This window comes from Lachnoclostridium phocaeense, assembly GCF_959599685.1.
Classification (GTDB): domain Bacteria; phylum Bacillota; class Clostridia; order Lachnospirales; family Lachnospiraceae; genus Claveliimonas; species Claveliimonas monacensis.
This window is the reverse complement of sequence record NZ_CAUGIN010000042.1, coordinates 1-19,761: the sequence shown is the minus strand read 5'-3', so window position 1 is coordinate 19,761 and position 19,761 is coordinate 1. Positions and strand designations below refer to the sequence as shown.

The following is a 19,761-nucleotide window of genomic DNA, read 5'->3' as shown; positions in this document are numbered from 1 at the left end:
AATGACATATCTTATATCAGTTTTTTCAGTTTACACAAATCTTGAAACGCTCTCTAGAAATAGGACTCAATTAAAAATTCAACTCTTTTTTTAGTATTTCCAATATCTCTTCCTTTAATTGTGAACGTGAGGGTTTGTAGCTATCCCCTGATTTTTTTTGAACTTTTTCGGGCTTATAAAAACAAATGACCATATTGTCGATTGAAACCGCATTAAGAAATTCTTTAGGGTATTTCTGATTTATAATTTTTGTAATCAGTTTTCCGTATGCAGGATCTACCGTAAAATAAATGCGCCGATAATAGCTCTGGTATGAAATTATATTGTTAAGTCGCGTGCTTCCGGTACATTTTAGTATTTTTTCAGTGGTTCCATTTTCGTTAATTGGTTGTATATCTGCACTAGTCAGAAGTTTATAAGACTGAGAGACAGAGTACGCTTTGTATCCCAAAGAGGTAAGTTTTCGGTTGACGTCAAGAACTAAATGCTTCTGTTCTGTATAATTTTTCCCTGAAATATATTCAAGGGCAGTTTGGATAAATATATCCCTTCTACTTGGAGCTTCGTCTTCCATTTCTTCATAATATTTGCCGTTCTTCATATGTTTTCTCCTTTCATTCTTATAGTGATTTTTGTTGTAAAAGGTAAAAATGCTGAATAAATCAATGATTATAGATAATAGTTTGGGGAAATATTCTTATTCAATTATCATATAAAAATAATCCTGTGTCAATATGAAGCCTTATGAATAAGGTGGTAGATAAGAAAAAAGACGGAAATATAACAGGTTACAAAAGTATAGCACTATGATAATATGTGCCCATGGGAATTCTCATAATATTAAAAAAATATGAGAAAGGAGAAAAACTATGGTAAACATGGAGCAATTCATTCCTGCTGATAAATCCGTAACGCGCGGCGGAAAAAACAGAAAAAAGGGAAGTTTGACGATCATCAATTCTGCAAACAATGGTAGGCGTCTGATCATTTCAGAAGATGTGGTTGAGATTCTAAAACTGAAAGAAACTGTAAAAATCGGCTTTATAGGAAAGCAGCTCCTTTTAGGAACAACGCTACCTGGCGAAAAGAATGAATACGAATTGAGGAAACAGGGAAAGAAGAAAGTTGTGTATTCCGCGGAATTGATTTCTCTAATTACAGAATATCAGGGGATAAATTTTGCCAATGCGGTGAGTCATACCTGGTATAGCCCGTCTGTGGATGAAGTCGATGATACCCCCGTGGTGATATTTGATCCAGAAGGAGGAGAAGAGAATGGACAAGAAAAAGGAACAGATTGAAGAGACGCAGGAGAAAGAGATTAAATCAGAGATGGAAGAGCAGGAAAAGAAATCTGCACAAGAGAAAGTTGCAGAGACATCTGTCTGCGAAGAACAGCAGACCAACGAAGAGCCTAAGCTTCCAGATCCATATATAAATCGGAGCGTTGGAATAAAAAACGGTATGTACGGTAAGTGGGCATATGACAAAAAGGCGGGGGAGTTTATCTTCGATTACATGGGGGCTGCGGTATATCTTGAAAAAATCTTTATATATGCTGAGACCATGAACCGTGAGTTGGAACTATTTTTCTATGATCCTAAAGGTGAAAAGATTATTTTCCGTTTGCCGCGCGAGAAGATGACAGAGCAGTACATTTCTGAATTTACACGGAAAGGTATTCAAGTCCAGAAAAAGAATATGGGAACACTTCTGCTCAGTATCTTCAATCAGGAAAAGGATGCTCCTCTGGAAATACGGCATGAGAAGCTTGGTTTTGGCGAATATAACGGTCATAAAGCTTTTTTTGGATCAAAAGGCATTGAAGCAGACAGTACTTATGCAGGAAGATTATCCATATTTCCTACTGGTGAATATTCAGTTTGGAAAAAGACAGTTGAAGAGGAGGTGCTAGGAACAGACTTGGAGATCATTCTGGCAATTGCCGCGGCAGCTCCATTGATAGATTTTCTCAAGGAATCAGTGCATACAGGGAACCTGTTGGTTTCTTTGGTTGGAGAGTCCTCAACTGGAAAAACGACTGCAGGATGCCTTGCAGTTTCTCTGGGGGCTCGTTGCAGTTTCGGAGACAGTACAATACTCACTTTTGCCGATAGTAAGAATTCTTTAATGAATGGGATTTGTTCCGCTTATCCGACGGTCATAGATGAAGGGTCATTGATTAGGTATAACCCCACATCCCTGTTATATGAGCTTGCGGAAGGGAGAGAAAAAGGCAGACTGACCAAGGAACTGACAAGAGCAGAAGCAAATACTTTTAACACCGCCATTTTAATGACGACGGAAAAAAGTATTCTTGGGATGTGCGACCAGAACACAGGACTACTGGTACGTTGCCTTGAATTTGAAGAAATTGTTTGGACAAAGTCCGCCCAAAGTGCAGACCGTATAAAGGCGGTCTGCGAGCAAAACTATGGGTTTGTGATTGAAAACATTGCGACTCTACTCCTCAAATATGAAGCGGCAGGGAAGACCTCAGAAATAGTAGATGCGTACTGGAGCTATCAGAAACGTTTTGTAGAGCAGATGAGGGCAGAGGGAAAATATACGCCGCTTACTGAAAGAATATGCAAGAATATTGCCATGATTGCTCTTGGAGCGGAGTTCTTCTCCAAGATTACAAAAATCCAACTTGATGCCATAGCGATTGGAAGAAAAGTCTTGTCGTATACCGCGGTAACGGATCCGGGGCGGTTAGATATTGGATATCGCGCATGGGAGTATTTGTGTCAATATGTAACGGCAAATTACGCAAACTTTGTACAGGGAGCGCCGGTCAAGCCTGACGACCCATCTGTTTCCGAATTTGAGCAAGTAAACATACCAAGAGACTGTAAGGGGAGGATCGTGACTTTCCATGCCAAACGTATAAAAAATGGAGAGTTTGTGACAGCGGAAGTCTTCATATCGGAACTAGTATTAGAGGAAATATTGTTGAAAGGTGGATTTCAAGATAAAAAAGTAATTTTAAAGAAATGGAGGGAGAGTGGGATTTTACATAGCGAACCAGATCGCTATAAGGGAGATATTGAAATAATAAAGGGACAGCCTGTGAAGGGCTACCAGATTTATCTCCCGGCATCTCTGAGTGATTCCAAGAAAGCTGAAACCGCCGAAAAGAAGAAAAATGCAGTGTGGGAAAAGGTCAACAAGTCTGAGATACCATTTGAAGAGGCGAACAAAGTTCAAGGGAAACCGGAAACAAGGACAGAAGGGGCTAAAGATAAGCAGACTGCAGATGAGGAAACAGACTGGAAATATGAAGAGAAGTTTAAAGTAGATTAAAAAAACTGAGGGGCAAGACATAATTTCTTGTCCCTCAATAATAAGATAAAAGTGGAGGAAGAGATTGTGGCACGAAAAAGAACGATTACAGGCTCGGTACGTCCGAGACCAAATAAAGATGACGTAAAGTACTATGATGTAATTCTGGAATTAGGAACCGATCCACTTACAGGCAAGCGCAACAGAGTGCGCTTTAAGAGTGATTCAGATAATAGAGAAGAAGCGGAAAATCTCCTTACAATAAAAAAGGCTGAATACTTGCAGGGGGACTTGTTGCTTCCAAACGAAATGACGGTTGAATACTTTATGAATGAATATCTGGAGAACTATGTACGCATTCAGAGTAGTCCGGCGACATATCGTGATTATAAAACCAATAGTGAACGTTATATCATTCCTATGTTTGGGAAGATTAAGCTTCAGAACCTCACTAAAGCCGCTATCCAGAAAGTATATAATGGATGGCGTGAGAAATCTAATGCCAGCAAAAAGCCGCTTAAAGCCGAGTCCATACGGCATATTAACAGGATTTTAAAAGCGGCTTTGAATGTAGCGTGTGAACTGGGGTACATTAAAACAAATCCGACCAAGAATGTAAAGATAGGGAAAGACCTTGTAACGAATCATCTTGACGTGTACACAACGGAAGAGATACAGGAGTTGAAAAAGGCGGTCAAGGGGACGGATATGGAACTGCCTGTTGCGCTTCTTTTCGACTGTGTCATGCGCCGGGGAGAACTGCTCGGACTATGCTTTGAGGATATTGATTTCGACAAGAAGATTGTAACAATCCAACATTCGTGGGTGGAATCCGAGGATAGCAAGCATCCAGTGCTCAAAGACTGCAAGACAGACGGCTCATACAGGAAGATGGTGGTAAGTGATGAGACGATCCGGCTGTTGAAGCATCAGCAGTTGCTCTGCAAACAAATCTGTCTTAGAGAGGGGAAGCGGTTCACAGGCAAACAGAGAGTTGTTTGTAAACAGGATGGAGAGCCGTTTCTTCCGAAGAGTTTCACAAGGAAATGGGCAGAGACGTTAAAGAAGTATGGACTGCGCCATATAAAACTTCATGGAACACGGCATAGTGCTATTTCATGGTTACTGTCACAGGGAGTACCATTACATATCGTACAGGCAAGGGCAGGACATCAAGACCCTAAGATTACACTTTCCGTGTACAGCCATGTGGCAAAGGATGACGAAAATCTGGTGGCTAATCTGATGGATGAAAGACTGTTCAAAAAGGTCTCAAACGAGTAAGGACATATAGTTTGGCGCGAAAATGAGGATTTTGAATATCTGAAAAGATTGGGAAATAGCGCAATACAGCCCTTTTCAGGAGAAGGCTACCACCTGATTACCATACTGGTTTTGTGTAGTTTGTTCTTTTTTGGCTGGCACGGTGGATGAGAAAGACCCGAAAACCCGTTTTCCCGTCCTGGAAAACTGAATGCGAAGAGAAAATTCATTAGAATTTTCTGCATTCAGGGGACGGGAAATCGGGAAATCGGGGATTTTCGAATCCAACCAGTGCCAGACCTTTGGAAAAGATTGGTGGAAAGAAATGTTGTCCATGAAAAGAAAGGCTTATTTGTAGCGAGTGGGCGCGGATTTCGTCGCGGATTTTTTGAGAAAAGATTATTTGAAAATGCAAACGACTTGGAGGAACCTATATGGAAAAATTTGTCGCGACTTTTTCTCTGTGAATGTCTCTTAATCAGGGTGTCCAGGGTTCGAACCCCTGATCGCGCATTCAAAAATCGCTGATTTTAAGGACGTAGAAGCCTTGGGGTCGGCGGTTTTTTTCTGCCACAAATGGCGGATTTGCGCGGTTTCCATGCTTGCGACAGAAAAAGAACAAGTCAGAGCAAGGCGAAAAGAAAAATTGGAAGGGAAACAAAAATGTGGCGCGAAATCCGTCGCGAGTTCGTCGCGAGCAAAATAAATAGTCCAAGTTGATAGTGAAAATTAATTGCAGAATTGACAGCAGATGTATCTGGAAAGATACCTGCTGTTATTTTTTGTAAATTTCAGGAACGTCTTACGGAAAAGTCCGGATAGAAACCTCTCAGTGCATTCATGATAAGCTTAAATGTAAGTTCGGCCATATGCTGGGGACTTACGGAAGATTCTTCTGACAGCCAGGCCTTGACCAGGCCGATACAGCCGGAGAGGCAGAAGGCGTAGTAGTATGTCAGGTCATCCATTTTCTCCGGGAATGTTTCCTTCAGGGCGTTCAGGCTGTGTTCGGAGAGGATGTTTTCAATACGGTGCAGAAAAGAGATGTCACCGTTAGGGCCCAGGAGAGCGGCGCAGATATCCCGGTTTTCCGCGAGGATGGAAAAAATATCCTCGATGAACGGAAAGCTGTCTTCGTTGAACGGACTTACCGGATGGGTATGGATCAGATCTTCGATGTCTTCAGTCAGTTCGTTTTCAATCTTTTCCATCATGTCATAGATGTCCGCATAGTGCAGATAGAAAGTGGAGCGGTTGATGTCCACTTTTTCTACGAGTTCTTTGACCGTGATCTCTTTTAAACTCTTTTCTTTCAGAAGTTCGGCAAGTCCCTGGCGGAGCTGGGCTCTGGTCTTGCGAACCCGCCGGTCCATATTTTTTGACATGAAACATTTCCTCCTTTAAAAATAATAGACACCGCATCGTTTGCTTATCCATTAACAGACAGAGTAGTGTTACATTAATGGTTGTATCTTTTTTATGATTTTACTATAATTCATAATGTTAAAAAAATCAACACAATATCTATTAATAGAACTAATGTTGTAAAAAGAAAGGGGACAGGGGACAATGCTGAGACAGGAATGGAACAGGCTGTTCAAAAATAAGATTTTACTGATTGTTACAGTCGCGGTCATCGCGATCCCGACAATCTATACCACACTTTTTCTTGGATCCATGTGGGACCCATACGGGAATATCGATAAACTTCCGGTGGCGGTCATCAACCATGACGTGCCGGTCACCTATGAAGATCAGAAACTGGACATCGGTGGAACATTGATGGAGGAACTGAAAAACAACGATTCTCTGGACTTTCAGTTTCCGTCAGAGACGGAGGCGCAGAAGGGCCTTGAGAACGGCACGTATTATATGGTCATCACCATACCGAAGGAATTTTCGGCCCATGCCTCATCGTTGACAGACGCGCATCCGAAGAAGATGACGCTGGCTTATGAAACGAATCCAGGAACGAACTACATCGCGTCCAAGATGAGCGAGACGGCGATGAAGGAACTGGAGAGCTCAGTGCGGGAAGAGGTTACAAAAACGTATACAGAAGTTCTGTTCGACAAGCTTGCGGAAGTGGGTGGCGGAATGCAGGAAGCGGCGGATGGTTCGAGTGAACTGAAAACAGGAACGGATCAGCTGACAGAGGGAAATCAGACGATTACCGACAATCTGCAGGTCCTTTCAGACAGTGCCTTGGTATTTGTGGAGGGAAGCCGGGAACTGGAAGTGGGGATTAGCCAGTATACAGATGGGGTCAGTGCAGCTGCAGCAGGGGCAGAAGAGCTGCAAAGTGGTGTAAATGCACTGGACAGTGGTGTAAATGGTGCGCAGAAAGGAGGCTCTGACCTGGCAGCTGGCGCGGTGGATGTAGATGATAACATGACTGCGCTCAATGCCGGACTGTCCGAACTGAATGCGGCGGCGTCGGCCCTTCCCAATGCGGCGGATGTGCTGAATGACGGCGCGGATTCATTAAGTAACGGTGCGCAACAGCTCTCAGACGGGATTGCATCTCTGTCTGACGGGGCGGCCGGCCTGAAGAATGGTGCAGATGTGCTTAGCTCCGGCCTGCAGTCTGCTGCTTCCAGTTCCCAGTCGTTGCGCGACGGGGCGGCCGGGATCAGTCAGGCGCTGTCAACACTCGCCGGAGAGGAAGGTGTGCCGGAGGAAGTGAGGGCACAGATCGCAGCAGTTCAGCAGCAGGCGGACATATTTTCCACAAGCATTTCCGCCTACACATACGGTGTCGATGAAGCGGCGGCCGGGAGCGCGCAGATCGCATCGGAGATCCCGGATCTTCAGAACGGCATTTCCGCAGTACAGGGTGGTGCAGATTCCCTTAAGAACGGGATTGGGCAGCTTCAGGCTGGCACTTCCGCATTGGCAGAACAGGCGCCGGCGTTTGTGAATGGAATTTCCGCTGCTGCATCAGGGGCAGATCAGCTTCAGAAGGGAACATCGATGCTCCGGAAAGGATCTGCGGATCTGGACAGCGGTCTGGGAGAGCTGGCACAAGGAAGCGCGAAGCTGAAAGATGGAACGGATACGCTTGTCTCCGGAACCGGACAGCTTACCTCGAACAGCAAAGCGTTGACGGAGGGCGCGGCATCACTAACAGATGGAGCCTGCCAGATCAGCAGCGGCGCGGGACAACTCTCTGACGGCAGTGGCGAACTGGGCGATGGGATCAGGCAGGTTTCGGAAGGCGCGGAGACGCTGTCAAAGGAACTGGGAAGCGGCGCGGAGCAGATCCTGGAGACGAATACATCGGATCAGGCGGCAGATATGTTTGCCGCACCGATAGATACGGAAGAGACAAAGATTACGGAGGTGGCCAACAACGGACATGCCATGGCGCCGTATATGATGTCCGTAGGCTTGTGGGTTGGCTGTATCGCGTTCAGTCTGATGTATCCGCTGACCAGTTATGCCGGGCAGATGAAATGCGGTTTCCGCTGGTGGATCAGCAAGGCATCCGTACTCTATCTGACGGCAGTGCTCCAGGCAGTAGTTATGATCGGTGCACTGCATATATTCGATGGTTTTACACCTGTGGAAATGGGGAAGACGGTCCTGGTAGCGTGTGCGGCTTCCCTTGCGTTCATGTCGGTGATGTACTTCTTCACCAGCCTGCTGGGGCGCGTTGGAAGCTTCCTGATGCTGATCTTCATGGTGATCCAGCTGGCAGGTTCCGTGGGGACATATCCCTATGAACTGTCCGGATCATTTGTGCCGTATCTTCACGACTGGGTACCGTTTACGTATACGGTGGAAGCATTCCGCAGCACCATAAGCGGCGGGGAGAGTGTCCGGGGCTGCCTCGTTTTCCTGTTGCTCCTGTTCCTCGTATTTACAGGACTTACGATCCTGGAGTTCACTGTGCGGGCACGGAAAATCCGGGAAGGAAGGAACACATGGATGGTATGGCTGGAAGAGCAAGGACTGGCATAATGGATGAAGTTTCGTTAAGGGACCAACTGTTCCGGGTATCAAATGAATAATAAACTTTTAGGGGCTATTGCAGGGCAGAAGAGATTGTCGGAGCAGTAGCCCTGTTAAGGTCGGATAGACGGAGTAAATCTATTATAATGAGAATAATTGAGCAGAGGGGCGGCGTTTTTTTCTGCCTTTTTATTGGATTGTGGAGAAAAGTCTGTGCAGAATGAGGTATAATAATTGCAGGAAGAAAGGCAGATGTACCATGAAGGGAAAAGGGAGAAAACGAAAAAAGACCAGATGGAAAAGAAGAGTGCTGGCAGTCTGCCTTGTGCTCGTACTGATCCCGGCAGGCTATATAGGGCTGATCCTTGGCTATATGGGGAAGGTGGAACCGGAGACAGACGCAGTTACCACAAATACAGAGAGCTCCATGTATACGCTGGAAGAATTTTCTGAGCGTCTGAAGCCCTACAGCGGGCTTTACGAGGAGGCGGTGCTTGCTCATGCAGATGAGCCTGACAGCGGGACGTACGTGATACCCGGTCTTGAGTCGGCCAGGACGCTCACCTCGAACGGAGACGGAAAATATTCTATATGTACAGGCATGACGCCTCAGGGGATCACTGTGTCAGAGCAGTATCTGTTTATCAGCGCTTACTGTCAGTCTAAGACACATAACTCTGTTGTCTTTATGATAGATAAGGAGACCCATGAGTTTGTTAAGGAGATCGTCCTGCCCAACAAGGCCCACGTGGGGAGTCTTGCGTATGATGGCGAGAACAATAATCTGTGGGTGTGTGGGAGCAGGAATGGCGTGGCCCAGGTGAATGCGCTGGATATGGAAAGCGTGGAGGCGTATGATTTTTCCGAGAGCTGGGAGCCGGTCAGCTTTCTGCATGTCAACAATATACTGGACATACCGAGAAGCTCTTTCATGACCTATCACGCTTCGTATCTCTACGTGGGATATTATTCTACAAAGGAGAACAGCATGATCAAAAAATATGAGGTGCAGGATGACGGAAATATACAGAGTGTTCCCATCAAGCACCGCACGTCAAAAGTCCGGCAGGGCGTGGCGGATGACGAGGACCTGAAAATATCCCGGTATGCCCAGGGGATGACCTTCCTGAGCGATATACTTTTCCTGTCTTATTCCATGGGGATTGTTCCTTCGAGGCTGGCAGCATACCAGGTCTCTGACGGCATCAGGGATTACACAGATGAGATGGCACTGGAGGATATCCGTCTCCCGTATATGCTGGAACAGATCTGCATGGACGGAGGGACGATGTACCTTCTCTTTGAGTCGGGAGCCTACCCGTACCGGTATCTCCCCGGGCTCTCTGTGGACAGAGTCCTGAAAATAGATATCCTGTAGACAGCGAAAACCCGCTGGCCATGAGGCCTGCGGGTTTTCGTCGTTGTTATAGTTATCTAAAGGAATGAGAGTAAAGTGCAACACCAAAGAATTCTGCCGTGGTGTCATACTTTATGAGGGGGGAGATAGTTGACTGTTCATCAACTATCTGACTGTTATTATAATGAACAGATATGTCCAAAATATGAGCAGTCTCTAAAAAAATCAGAAAGTTTCTTAATAGAACCTTAAGTTTTTATAATCGCTGTGTTTAGAATTAAAAACAAGACAAATATCGAAAGTTTTCGCTCTATTCATTATCCTTTATTATAGCAGAAAATGGCGTAAAATCAAGAAATATATAGGATAACAGAGCAACAAAAAATGACCAGACATCCGAAGGAATGTCTGATCATTTTTTGTCTTCCTGATCACTGAGAGCAGATAACGGGAGTCGAACCCGCCTTTCCAGCTTGGGAAGCTAGCGTCATACCGATAGACTATATCTGCATGGTTCCAGTATAACACCTTTTAGAAAAAAATCAAGCGGGTGATGGGAATCGAACCCACGTATCCAGCTTGGAAGGCTGGTGTTCTACCATTGAACTACACCCGCGAACGAATGTTATATTATCATATAAATTTAAAAAATGCAAGGGGAAGTTAAAAAATCAATGTAAAAATATTAGGGGTATGCCGGGATGGGAAAGAAAAGCAGGAAGGGAGGAGGGACCTTATTGCTGCGATTACCTTAAATGCCCTGTGAGAATATCGACGAATTCACCAGTCGTGGGTTTGCTGAACAGAGGGCAGGGAGAAATAGCCTGCAGAAGATTTTTGTTTCCTCTTTCCCAGCAAACAGTGATGACGGTGCGCAGATCACGCTCCACACTCCCGGCGCTTGTGTGGCAGATCTCTGCAATTTTAGGATATAGTAATTTGCTGATGCCGAGCAGGTAGTCTTCGTCTTCAAGGCAAAGCGAAACAGCAACGATCAAGTATCTATATCCGCGATATGTCGCACCAATTCCAAGAGAACGCACCAAATATTGAATATCATTCATTTCAGCGATAACTATAACTCCCTTCCTGCCTGGCAGAACTCCACATGTTATATTATCGGAAAGCGGCCCGCTTATAATTATAAACGACATTATTCGACATTCTACGATAAAACAAGACGGAATGGAGAACTCTTTGGGGGGAATGACATATATTGATCATAAGAAGGTAAAAGACGGTGATCTTGTGCAGGTTTTTGGAATAGATGTGAGTGGATCGCAGGGAAATATTGACTGGGAGGAAGTCAAGAGAGCAGGGGTGCGCTCGGCCATGATCCGGGCAGGCTTCGGAAGCGGGAGCATTGACGACCAGTTCCGAAGGAACGCGGAGGGCTGCACCCGGCAGAGCATACCCTTCGGTGTGTACTGGCTGTCCTACGCCTGGTCGCCTGGGATGGCCCGGGAGGAGGCCCGGCAGTGTCTGGAGACCATTGAAGATTATAAGGTGGACTACCCGGTGTGCATATACTTTGGGAGAGACGCGGTCCGCTATGCGGCGTCAAGGGGCGTGGCGGTGACAAAGGAGCTGGCCGCCCGGATCGTGGAAGCTTTCTGCGAGAGCGTGGAGGAGCGGGGATATGCTGCCATGTACGGCACCGAGCCGGACTTTCTGGAGAACCTGTTTGACGGCAGGCTCAGGGAAAAGTATCCCTTCTGGATACAGGGGGACGGGCCGCCTTGCGTGATTTCATAATTTCTTAAGAAATTCCGCATCTGCCTCTTAAAAAATCCCTGCTATTCTTGTAATATGTAAGGGAGGTGATAAAGATGGCAAAAATATTAGTATGTGACGACGACAAAGAAATTGTGGAGGCAATTGACATATATCTGACACAGGAGGGGTATGAAGTGCTGAAAGCCTACGACGGGCAGGAGGCGCTTAAGGTGTTGAATGCAAACGATGTGGACCTTCTGGTGATCGATGTCATGATGCCGCGCCTGGACGGGATCCGGGCGACGCTGAAGATCCGGGAAGAGAACAATATTCCCATTATCATCCTTTCTGCAAAGTCGGAGGATGCGGATAAGATCCTCGGACTCAATGTGGGGGCGGACGACTATGTGACAAAGCCGTTTAATCCGCTGGAGCTGGTGGCCAGGGTAAAATCCCAGCTGCGCAGATTTACCCAGCTTGGAAGCACGGCAAAGGAAAACAATGCGGCAGTATACACGACAGGGGGACTCTCCATCAATGATGATCTCAAGGAAGTGACTGTGGACGGCGAGCCGGTGAAGCTGACTCCTATCGAGTACAATATCCTGCTGCTTCTCGTGAGAAATCAGGGCAAAGTTTTCTCTATCGAGCAGATCTATGAGAATATCTGGAACGAAGATGCCATCGGAGCGGACAACACAGTGGCGGTACATATCCGGCACATCCGGGAGAAGATCGAGATCAATCCGAAGGATCCCAGATATCTCAAAGTAGTCTGGGGAGTAGGCTACAAGGTAGAGAAGATATAAACAGGAGGGAGAACGTATGAATAAATGGTATAGATCGGCTCCTGTCAAAGGAGCGCTGCTTCTGATCCAGCAGGTCCTGGTGGTGCTGGCGGTGGTGGGACTGGTGTGGCTGTCCGCCTACCCCGGCCTTGCCCAGGACATTGTCTCCGGGTCAGAAGGAGGATACAGCCAGTCAGAGGGATTTGGCCAGCGGGTGTACTGGGATTCCCAGAACATTATAAGTGCAGTGGCTGACAAGGATGGGCTGGAGACAGACGGAAAACTGGATGAGACAAAGCTCGTGGACATCAAGGAAATGTGTGAGACGGGAACCATTACCGGGGAAAACATAAACGGTCTGGCCTACACCATCGGAGAGCTGAGCGACTGGGGAAAAAGGATCGAGAGCGGTAATGTTTCTGTGACGGACAATGCGGCCTACAATAATGCGTACAACGGGACACAAAATGTCATTGTATGCCAGAAGCCGGACGGAACCTATGACTACTATTACTATGATGATTTCAAAAGCCGGATCGAAGCCGGAGAGCTGTCTTTTATGACAAAGTCAGATGATACGACTACATCAGAGGACATCCTCTCCTACCTGGAGAGCGGCTCCCTGTACCAGGAAGACGGCATGGGGACTGTGGTAGATGGAAACAACCAGGTGATCTACAGGAACATCTGGAATTATGACGGGTACTGGCTGGAGGAGGCCTATGCGCCGGACGGTGCAGAGACGATCCTGGATATTGCGAACAGCGATCCCCGGTGGAACGGAAAGCTCAGCGAGGCATTTTCGGAGATTGATACAGCAGTGAATATGATCAGCTCAAAGATGGGAAATTATACATCCATCACCGACACCTGGGAGGAGGGAAACACCAACCTTACCTACCTGTATGCGGACACGAACGCGAAAAAGGTGTATACCAACCGGGCGGAGTTTGCTGACTATAATAAGCTGGAACAGAGCATAGACACCTTGAAGAAAGAGGGAAGCTACACAGTCGTGCGGCCCACCCTGGCAGAATTTGAGAGCAATATGAACGGGATCGGGGGCGACGAGTGGCGGCATACCGTCCAGGAGATGGGACCCGGCGGAGAGGACTTCGTCTACGCGGTGGGGATCGACACCGCCTACCCGGTGCAGGATGCCTACTACAATCAAAATCAGATGTACGAGACATATGCGCCTTCCATACAGGGCGTCATCGTGATGGGTGTCCTGGCAGTGATCGGCATTCTGGCCATCCTTGTGTGGCTGACTCTTGTGGCAGGCCGGTCCACCAGGGATGAAGAAATCCACCTGAACGTCTTTGACCGGATCAAGACAGAGCTGGCGGCGGCGCTGACGCTGGGGGCCTGGCTGCTTCTGTGCTACCTTGCTACCAATATGTACGGACCTTTCAGGGGAGCGGTCTATGAGGGGGATTACTATTACACAGATATGTTCCAGATCAGTATTGGAGACGTGGTCCTTGTGTCCGGCATAGCTGTGGTCACCTGTGTCATGTTCATGGTGGGCTATCTGAGCCTGGTGAGAAGGATCAAGGCAAAGACCCTGTGGAAAAACAGCATCCTCAAGTGGCTGTGCGGGTTTGTGCGCAAAGTGGCAGAGCATATCAGTGAAGTGTGGCGGATCGTGCTGGCGCTTCTGGGTGTCCTGTTCCTCCATTTCCTGGTGCTGGAGTCCGGCGGAAGTGTCTTCCTGTTTGTCCTGCTGATGCTGGCAGTGGATGTGCTGGTGGCGGTCTACATGATCCGCCAGGTCATAGGACGGAACCGGCTGGGAGAAGGGATCTCGCGGATCGCGGCGGGGGAAGTGGACTACAAGATCCCGCTGGAAGGCCTGCGGGGCGGCCAGAGGGATGTGGCAGAAAAGATCAACACCATAGGAGAAGGGCTGGACGCGGCTGTTGAGGCCAGTATGAAAAATGAAAGGCTCAAGACAGATCTGATCACAAATGTGTCCCACGACATCAAGACGCCCCTGACTTCCATCATCAACTACGTGGACCTGTTAAAGAGGGAGAACCTTACAGACCCGAAGATACAGGGGTATCTGGATGTGCTGGAGGCCAAGGCCCAGCGACTGAAAACGCTGACAGAGGACGTGGTGGAGGCATCTAAGGTGAGTTCCGGCAACATCTCGCTGGAGTACATGAACATCAATCTGGTGGAGATGATCCAGCAGACCAGCGGAGAATTTGAAGAGAAATTCAGCGCCCGCAGCCTGAAGGAAGTGCTGACCCTGCCGGAGCAGGAAGCCATCATCCATGTGGATGGGCGGCGCATGTGGAGAGTGCTGGAAAATATCTACAACAACGCTGCCAAATATGCTATGGAGGGGACCAGGATCTACGCGGACCTGACCGTGAGCGAAAAGACGGTAACCTTTAACCTGAAAAATGTGTCTGAGCAGCCGCTGAACATTGACGCAGACGAGCTGACAGAGCGTTTTATCCGGGGAGATGTATCCCGGAGTACGGAAGGGAGCGGGCTGGGGCTTTCCATTGCGAAATCCCTGACGGAAATGCAGGGAGGCACATTTGACCTGTACCTGGACGGAGATCTGTTCAAGGTGACCATCACCTTCCCGCGGGTGACAAAAGAGGAGCATGCGGCCGAGAGCAGGGCCGGGCAGACGGAATAAAGAATAAGACAAGAAAGCGCAATGGGGACTGGTATTTTCTGAAAAAAACCAGTCCCCATTTACTCATTTCCCATCTTGCGCTATAATATGGCTATGGAAAATTTAAGAACATTGTTTGAAGAAAATTTAAATACAGATTTTATCTCCGCCACCCTGAGCAGTCCCAGGACTAAGGGGGGCGTGGTCAAAGTGAAAGTGCGTCCCTTAATGAAGAAGGGCACACTTTTCTTTCAGTTGGAGGAGTTTAAGGGGAACCAGGCGTTCCATCGGAACCTGCCGGCCCATGAGGCCTGCGAAGCGCTCCTTGTGTATATGGAAGAGATGAAGCAGCTCCAGATGGAGACGAGACAGTCCTCCGTCACGGCGCTGGTCAGCAAAAAGGGAAAGGTCACCGTGAAAAAGAAGGCCAGGAAGGAGCCGGCAAAAGAGGCGGACCTGTCCCACAACAGACAGAAGAGATACATCCTCAGGGAGGGGACGCCTGTGCCTTTCCTGGTGGATTTGGGAGTCATGACCAGAGAGGGAAAGGTGGTCCACGCGAAATTCGACAAGTTCCGCCAGATCAACCGCTTCCTGGAATTTATCGAGGACATCCTGCCGCGCCTGGAGGACAGGGCGCAGGAAGGCAGGGAGCTGACCATCCTTGACTTCGGATGCGGGAAATCTTACCTGACTTTTGCCATGTACTACTATCTCCATGAGCTGAAGGATTATGATATCCGGATCATCGGTCTGGATCTGAAGCGGGATGTGATCCGCCATTGCAATGAGCTGAGTGAGAAATACGGCTACAGCAAACTGAAGTTCCTGGAGGGGGACATTGCCAACTACACGGGTGTGGACCGGGTGGACATGGTGGTCACGCTCCACGCCTGCGACACAGCCACGGACTACGCCCTGGCCAAAGCCGTCGGGTGGGATGCCAAAGTGATCCTGTCCGTGCCCTGCTGTCAGCACGAGCTGAACAGTCAGATCCAAAGCGACGTCCTGGAACCGGTGCTCAAATACGGCCTGATCAAAGAGCGCATAGCTGCCCTTGTGACAGACGCCCTGCGGGCAGAGTACCTGGAGCGGGAGGGCTATGAGACACAGGTGCTGGAATTTATTGATATGGAACACACGCCGAAAAATATCCTGATCCGGGCAGTGAAGACCGGGAGAAAGGGAAGAAATGAAGAAAAGCTGCAGGCGTGCCAGGAGGCGCTGCACGTGCATCCCACGCTTGGAAGGCTGTTAGATACAGAGCGAGGAGCAGACAGATGAAGAGACGCCTGATACATGCGGGCATACTGGCCGCCGTTTTTGTCGTGGCGGTCATAGTGTTCAGCTATGTGACAAACAGAGGAAACAACAATATGACAGCGGACTTAGGGAGCGCCACGCTGCCCTCTGTGTCCTTTTCCTGCCAGGGATATGAAGTGAATTATCTGACCGGGTACACCCAGGCGATGGATGCGTCCACCATGCGGGACAGTATCCTCCCGGTGACCGGGCAGACTTTGGAGATGCATATCCAGAGCTACGATGCCCGGGTGCAGTCCCTGGACTATGAAGTGTACTCTCTGGATGGGACCGAGCAGCTCTCAAAGGAGAGCGTGGATGAGCCCCAGGAGACTGTGAGCCTGCAGTTTGACGCCAGCCTCCTGACAGAGGAGCGGCTCCTTCTCCTGACCCTCCATGTGGACGGCGAGGAGATCTACTACTACACAAGGATCGTGGATGGGACAGACCACTCTACTTCAGAGTGCCTGAAATACATTTCCGACTACCATGTAAATGCCATGGGAAAGGTGGAGAATGTGGGAGTCGGAGCAGCCCTTGAGCCCACCGGCGAAGAGGGAACGAATTATTATCATGTGACGATTCATTCAGATTATGACCACGTCTCATGGGGAGGTCTTCAGCCCCAGGTGACAGGGACAGAGAGATGGAAGATCACAGAGTCCAACTCTACATACACCTCTGTGATCCTGGAATACCAGGTGCAGTGTGCAGGGGAGGAAAATGAGCAGGACATCCACAGCGTAAAAGAATTTTTCAGGGTGAGAAATGTGTCCGGCACCATGTATCTTTTGAATTATGACCGGACCATGGAGCAGGTGTTTGACCCTGCCGGGACAGTGATGAGTGAGAAGGGGATCCTCCTTGGGATCACGGATCCGGATGTGCCCTATCTTGTCAGCAATGACGGGACCCGGGTGGCCTTTATCCAGGCAAATGAGCTGTGGTACTACAACCAGGAAACGGACGAGATTTCTCTTCTGTTCAGTTTTATGGACTCGGAGAACAAGGATATCCGGAATTTTACAGATGAGCATGAGATCCGGCTCCTTCGGATGGACGGGGACGGGAATGTCACGTTTGCCGTCTATGGCTACATGAACCGGGGAGCCCACGAGGGCGAGGTGGGAGCGGCCATCTATTATTACCAGGCTGAGCAGAACAACATTGACGAGAAGGCGTTTATCCCCAGCAATAAGTCAGCCGCCGTGGCTTCGGAGGAGCTGGGAAAGCTGGTCTACTACAGTGTGGACCGGGAGATGCTCTATGTGCTGGCCGGGGGAACGCTCTATGAGATCCATATGGAAAAGGAAGAGCAGACCGTCCTGGCAGAGGGGCTGGAGGAAGGACAGTATGTGACCTCAGATGACGGACAGCTGGCAGCTTACCAGACCAACGGGACGCTGTACGAAGCCCCGGAAGTGACGGTTATGGATCTGGAAACGGGAGAGAGCTATACGGTACAGGCAGATGAGGGCGCAGCCGTAAGACCGCTGGGCTTTGTGAACGGGGACTTTGTGTGCGGCATGTCCAGACAGTCCGACGTGGGCCGTACAGTCTCCGGGGAGGAGATCTACCCCATGTATAAGGTGGAGATCCGCAGCAGCGCCGACAAGGTGCAGAGGACCTACCAGTCCGACAGTGACTTTGTGCTGAGCGTGGAAGTATCCGGGGGCATGATCAACCTGGAGCGGGTCGTGAAGAGCGGGGAGACCTACACGCAGATCGCGGCCAGCCAGATCACCAGCAATGAGGAGAAAAAGGAGAGCAATATTTCTCTTGAGTCCTATGTGACAGATCTGAAAGAGACACAGATGAGGCTCACCTTTGCGGACGGCCTCGCAGACAGGAATCCCAAAGTGCTGAGGCCCAAGCAGGTATTGTACGAGCAGCCGGCCCAGGTGGCCTTTGAGGAGAAGGCCCAGGGCGATGTCTACTACGTATACGGAACCGGACGGTTTCAGGGCTCGTATGACAATGCCGGCGACGCGGTCGTGAAGGCCGACGAAGTCAGCGGCGTGGTCGTGTCGGAAGAACAGAAATACGTCTGGGAGAGAGGAAACCGATATCTGGAGTATGTCATCACAGACCGGGACGATGCGATCAATACCCTCCGCGAAAGGCTTGCGGGAGGCGCCATGGCAATGGACGCCGTGCAGGAAGTGCTGGGGGGACAGACCCTGGATCTGACAGGGTGCACCACGGAGGAGATGCTGTACATCGTCAATAAAAATATGCCGGTGGTGGGCATAGCGGGAGACGGAAGCTGTGTGATCCTGATCGGCTATGACCAGTCCTATGTGACTTACATAGAGGCAGCCACCGGGAACCGGACGGCCATTTCCTATGAACAGATGGATACGCTTCTGTCGGGAAGCGGGCGCACATTTATCAGTGCATTAGAATAAGAACAGAACAAAGAGGCGCAGGACGTCTGTGTGTATCGCATCACAGAACCGTCCTGCGCCTCTTTTTCTTATCCGGGCAAAACAGTAGATTTATACCGGGCCGGGCCTACATGGCAGCTGCTCTTGGGAATAACGTATTCCGGTAGCGGTTCAGCGCATAGTAGACAATGAGCCCCAGGATGGTGCAGGAGATTACCTCTCCGATGCCCACCGTCAGCATAAGGAACGGGATGGGCAGATTTACACCGTAAGCGATCCGCAGTACCAGCGGCACGATGACTACGTTGGAGATGATCGGCGGCAGTGTCCCGATGATGGGCTTGCGGCTGCGCAGAAGCCAGGTGAAGACAGCCCCGATCAGTGTGGCAAGACTTCCGAAGACGATGTCCGGAAGGAGCGCTCCGCCCACGATATTCCCCAGCAGGCACCCGATGAAAAGTCCCGGGATGGCAGCCGGCGTAAACAGGGGAAGGATGGTCAGCGCCTCAGCGATCCGCACCTGTATCTCCCCGAAGGAAATGGGTGCGAAGATGTAGGTCAGCACCACGTAGATGGCAGCGATCATGGATGCCTGCGTCATAAATGCTACATTTTTGTTCTTCATATTCAGTTCTCTCCTTTAGTTTTGTTTTACGAGTGGAAGGTCTCGAACACTCGGCACATTTTACGGCGGTGACCGCCGGCAGACCTTGAAAGACCTTGGTTTTATGCGGGTCTGCAACGAGGGATAGTATAGCATGACAGGATGGAAAAATCAAGGAATGTCCGGGATTTGTCCGATATTGGAAAGGGAAGGCTGTTTTTTAATGACTTAAATTATGTAATTTTATACAAAAACCGATAAGTCAGAAACAAAGAATAGGGGTGGCGCTGATGGACAAGAAACCGTTTGACTTTAAAGATCTCATGGCTTTTGGAATGCTCATTCTGGCATTGCTGACATTTGTATTTACGTTTATCAGATAGTGCTTTAAGGCATAGAAAAACCACCCCGAAGTGATATGATACCCCCAAGTAGGACACTAAAATATAAAAACCTACTTTGGGGGT

At 48.8% G+C, this 19,761-nt stretch carries 14 protein-coding genes and 2 tRNA genes; 10 read left to right on the top strand and 6 right to left on the bottom strand.

Annotated features, from left to right (window positions below):
* Positions 1 to 70: 70 nt before the first annotated feature.
* The gene (locus tag Q5911_RS13895) at positions 71 to 601 is read right to left on the bottom strand and encodes a hypothetical protein (protein WP_303183667.1); all 531 of its coding nucleotides are present in this window, start codon (positions 599 to 601) and stop codon (positions 71 to 73) included.
* Between the two features lie 268 nt (positions 602 to 869).
* Between Q5911_RS13895 and Q5911_RS13890 the strand changes: the two genes are divergently transcribed.
* The 3 genes from Q5911_RS13890 to Q5911_RS13880 all read left to right on the top strand — a co-directional run bounded on the left by Q5911_RS13890 (position 870) and on the right by Q5911_RS13880 (position 4,569).
* Positions 870 to 1,301 (top strand): hypothetical protein, encoded by a 432-nt coding sequence (locus Q5911_RS13890; protein WP_303183665.1) that lies wholly within the window; start codon positions 870 to 872, stop codon positions 1,299 to 1,301.
* On the top strand, positions 1,276 to 3,306 hold the full coding sequence (locus Q5911_RS13885) for a DUF927 domain-containing protein (RefSeq protein ID WP_303183663.1): 2,031 nt from the start codon (positions 1,276 to 1,278) through the stop codon (positions 3,304 to 3,306). The genes Q5911_RS13890 and Q5911_RS13885 overlap by 26 nt, the downstream gene beginning before the upstream one ends.
* Before the next feature lie 66 nt (positions 3,307 to 3,372).
* Positions 3,373 to 4,569, top strand: coding sequence for a site-specific integrase (locus tag Q5911_RS13880; protein ID WP_303183662.1), 1,197 nt, complete (start codon positions 3,373 to 3,375; stop codon positions 4,567 to 4,569).
* A gap of 770 nt (positions 4,570 to 5,339) precedes the next feature.
* Here Q5911_RS13880 and Q5911_RS13875 read toward each other — a convergent pair.
* Positions 5,340 to 5,933, bottom strand: coding sequence for a TetR/AcrR family transcriptional regulator (locus Q5911_RS13875; RefSeq protein WP_303183659.1), 594 nt, complete (start codon positions 5,931 to 5,933; stop codon positions 5,340 to 5,342).
* A 184-nt stretch (positions 5,934 to 6,117) separates the two neighbouring features.
* On the opposite strand from Q5911_RS13875, the gene Q5911_RS13870 reads away from it, so the two are divergent.
* Complete coding sequence (locus tag Q5911_RS13870; protein WP_303183656.1) at positions 6,118 to 8,511, top strand: YhgE/Pip family protein; 2,394 nt, start codon at positions 6,118 to 6,120, stop codon at positions 8,509 to 8,511.
* A 250-nt stretch (positions 8,512 to 8,761) separates the two neighbouring features.
* Positions 8,762 to 9,880, top strand: coding sequence for a YncE family protein (locus tag Q5911_RS13865; protein WP_076780140.1), 1,119 nt, complete (start codon positions 8,762 to 8,764; stop codon positions 9,878 to 9,880).
* Between the two features lie 418 nt (positions 9,881 to 10,298).
* Here the strand turns inward: Q5911_RS13865 and Q5911_RS13860 are convergent.
* The 3 genes from Q5911_RS13860 to Q5911_RS13850 all read right to left on the bottom strand — a co-directional run bounded on the left by Q5911_RS13860 (position 10,299) and on the right by Q5911_RS13850 (position 11,013).
* Positions 10,299 to 10,369, bottom strand: a tRNA-Gly gene (locus Q5911_RS13860).
* Between the two features lie 35 nt (positions 10,370 to 10,404).
* A tRNA-Gly gene (locus tag Q5911_RS13855) sits at positions 10,405 to 10,475 on the bottom strand.
* A 130-nt stretch (positions 10,476 to 10,605) separates the two neighbouring features.
* A complete protein-coding gene (locus Q5911_RS13850; RefSeq protein WP_226395174.1) occupies positions 10,606 to 11,013 on the bottom strand; it encodes a sporulation initiation factor Spo0A C-terminal domain-containing protein in 408 nt (135 codons plus the stop codon).
* 52 nt (positions 11,014 to 11,065) lie between these two features.
* On the opposite strand from Q5911_RS13850, the gene Q5911_RS13845 reads away from it, so the two are divergent.
* The 5 genes from Q5911_RS13845 (at position 11,066) to Q5911_RS13825 (ending at position 18,711) form a co-directional block, all read left to right on the top strand.
* Positions 11,066 to 11,614, top strand: a complete 549-nt coding sequence (locus tag Q5911_RS13845) for a GH25 family lysozyme (protein WP_303183651.1) — start codon at positions 11,066 to 11,068, stop codon at positions 11,612 to 11,614.
* A 74-nt stretch (positions 11,615 to 11,688) separates the two neighbouring features.
* On the top strand, positions 11,689 to 12,384 hold the full coding sequence (locus tag Q5911_RS13840) for a response regulator transcription factor (protein WP_226395176.1): 696 nt from the start codon (positions 11,689 to 11,691) through the stop codon (positions 12,382 to 12,384).
* Positions 12,385 to 12,400: 16 nt separating this feature from the next.
* Complete coding sequence (locus tag Q5911_RS13835; protein ID WP_303183647.1) at positions 12,401 to 15,022, top strand: sensor histidine kinase; 2,622 nt, start codon at positions 12,401 to 12,403, stop codon at positions 15,020 to 15,022.
* Positions 15,023 to 15,115: 93 nt separating this feature from the next.
* Positions 15,116 to 16,285, top strand: coding sequence for a class I SAM-dependent methyltransferase (locus Q5911_RS13830; RefSeq protein ID WP_226395178.1), 1,170 nt, complete (start codon positions 15,116 to 15,118; stop codon positions 16,283 to 16,285).
* Positions 16,282 to 18,711, top strand: coding sequence for a hypothetical protein (locus Q5911_RS13825; protein WP_303183643.1), 2,430 nt, complete (start codon positions 16,282 to 16,284; stop codon positions 18,709 to 18,711). The genes Q5911_RS13830 and Q5911_RS13825 overlap by 4 nt, the downstream gene beginning before the upstream one ends.
* A gap of 106 nt (positions 18,712 to 18,817) precedes the next feature.
* Here the strand turns inward: Q5911_RS13825 and Q5911_RS13820 are convergent, their stop codons facing one another.
* Positions 18,818 to 19,315 (bottom strand): QueT transporter family protein, encoded by a 498-nt coding sequence (locus tag Q5911_RS13820; protein WP_303183640.1) that lies wholly within the window; start codon positions 19,313 to 19,315, stop codon positions 18,818 to 18,820.
* Between the last annotated feature and the right edge of the window lie 446 nt (positions 19,316 to 19,761).

Coding starts and splice junctions, on each gene's coding strand:
- Q5911_RS13895 (WP_303183667.1), bottom strand. CDS start 601: ATGAAGAACGGCAAATATTATGAAGAAATGGAAGACGAAGCTCCAAGT.
- Q5911_RS13890 (WP_303183665.1), top strand. CDS start 870: ATGGTAAACATGGAGCAATTCATTCCTGCTGATAAATCCGTAACGCGC.
- Q5911_RS13885 (WP_303183663.1), top strand. CDS start 1,276: ATGGACAAGAAAAAGGAACAGATTGAAGAGACGCAGGAGAAAGAGATT.
- Q5911_RS13875 (WP_303183659.1), bottom strand. CDS start 5,933: ATGTCAAAAAATATGGACCGGCGGGTTCGCAAGACCAGAGCCCAGCTC.
- Q5911_RS13870 (WP_303183656.1), top strand. CDS start 6,118: ATGCTGAGACAGGAATGGAACAGGCTGTTCAAAAATAAGATTTTACTG.
- Q5911_RS13865 (WP_076780140.1), top strand. CDS start 8,762: ATGAAGGGAAAAGGGAGAAAACGAAAAAAGACCAGATGGAAAAGAAGA.
- Q5911_RS13850 (WP_226395174.1), bottom strand. CDS start 11,013: ATGTCGTTTATAATTATAAGCGGGCCGCTTTCCGATAATATAACATGT.
- Q5911_RS13845 (WP_303183651.1), top strand. CDS start 11,066: ATGACATATATTGATCATAAGAAGGTAAAAGACGGTGATCTTGTGCAG.
- Q5911_RS13840 (WP_226395176.1), top strand. CDS start 11,689: ATGGCAAAAATATTAGTATGTGACGACGACAAAGAAATTGTGGAGGCA.
- Q5911_RS13835 (WP_303183647.1), top strand. CDS start 12,401: ATGAATAAATGGTATAGATCGGCTCCTGTCAAAGGAGCGCTGCTTCTG.
- Q5911_RS13830 (WP_226395178.1), top strand. CDS start 15,116: ATGGAAAATTTAAGAACATTGTTTGAAGAAAATTTAAATACAGATTTT.
- Q5911_RS13825 (WP_303183643.1), top strand. CDS start 16,282: ATGAAGAGACGCCTGATACATGCGGGCATACTGGCCGCCGTTTTTGTC.
- Q5911_RS13820 (WP_303183640.1), bottom strand. CDS start 19,315: ATGAAGAACAAAAATGTAGCATTTATGACGCAGGCATCCATGATCGCT.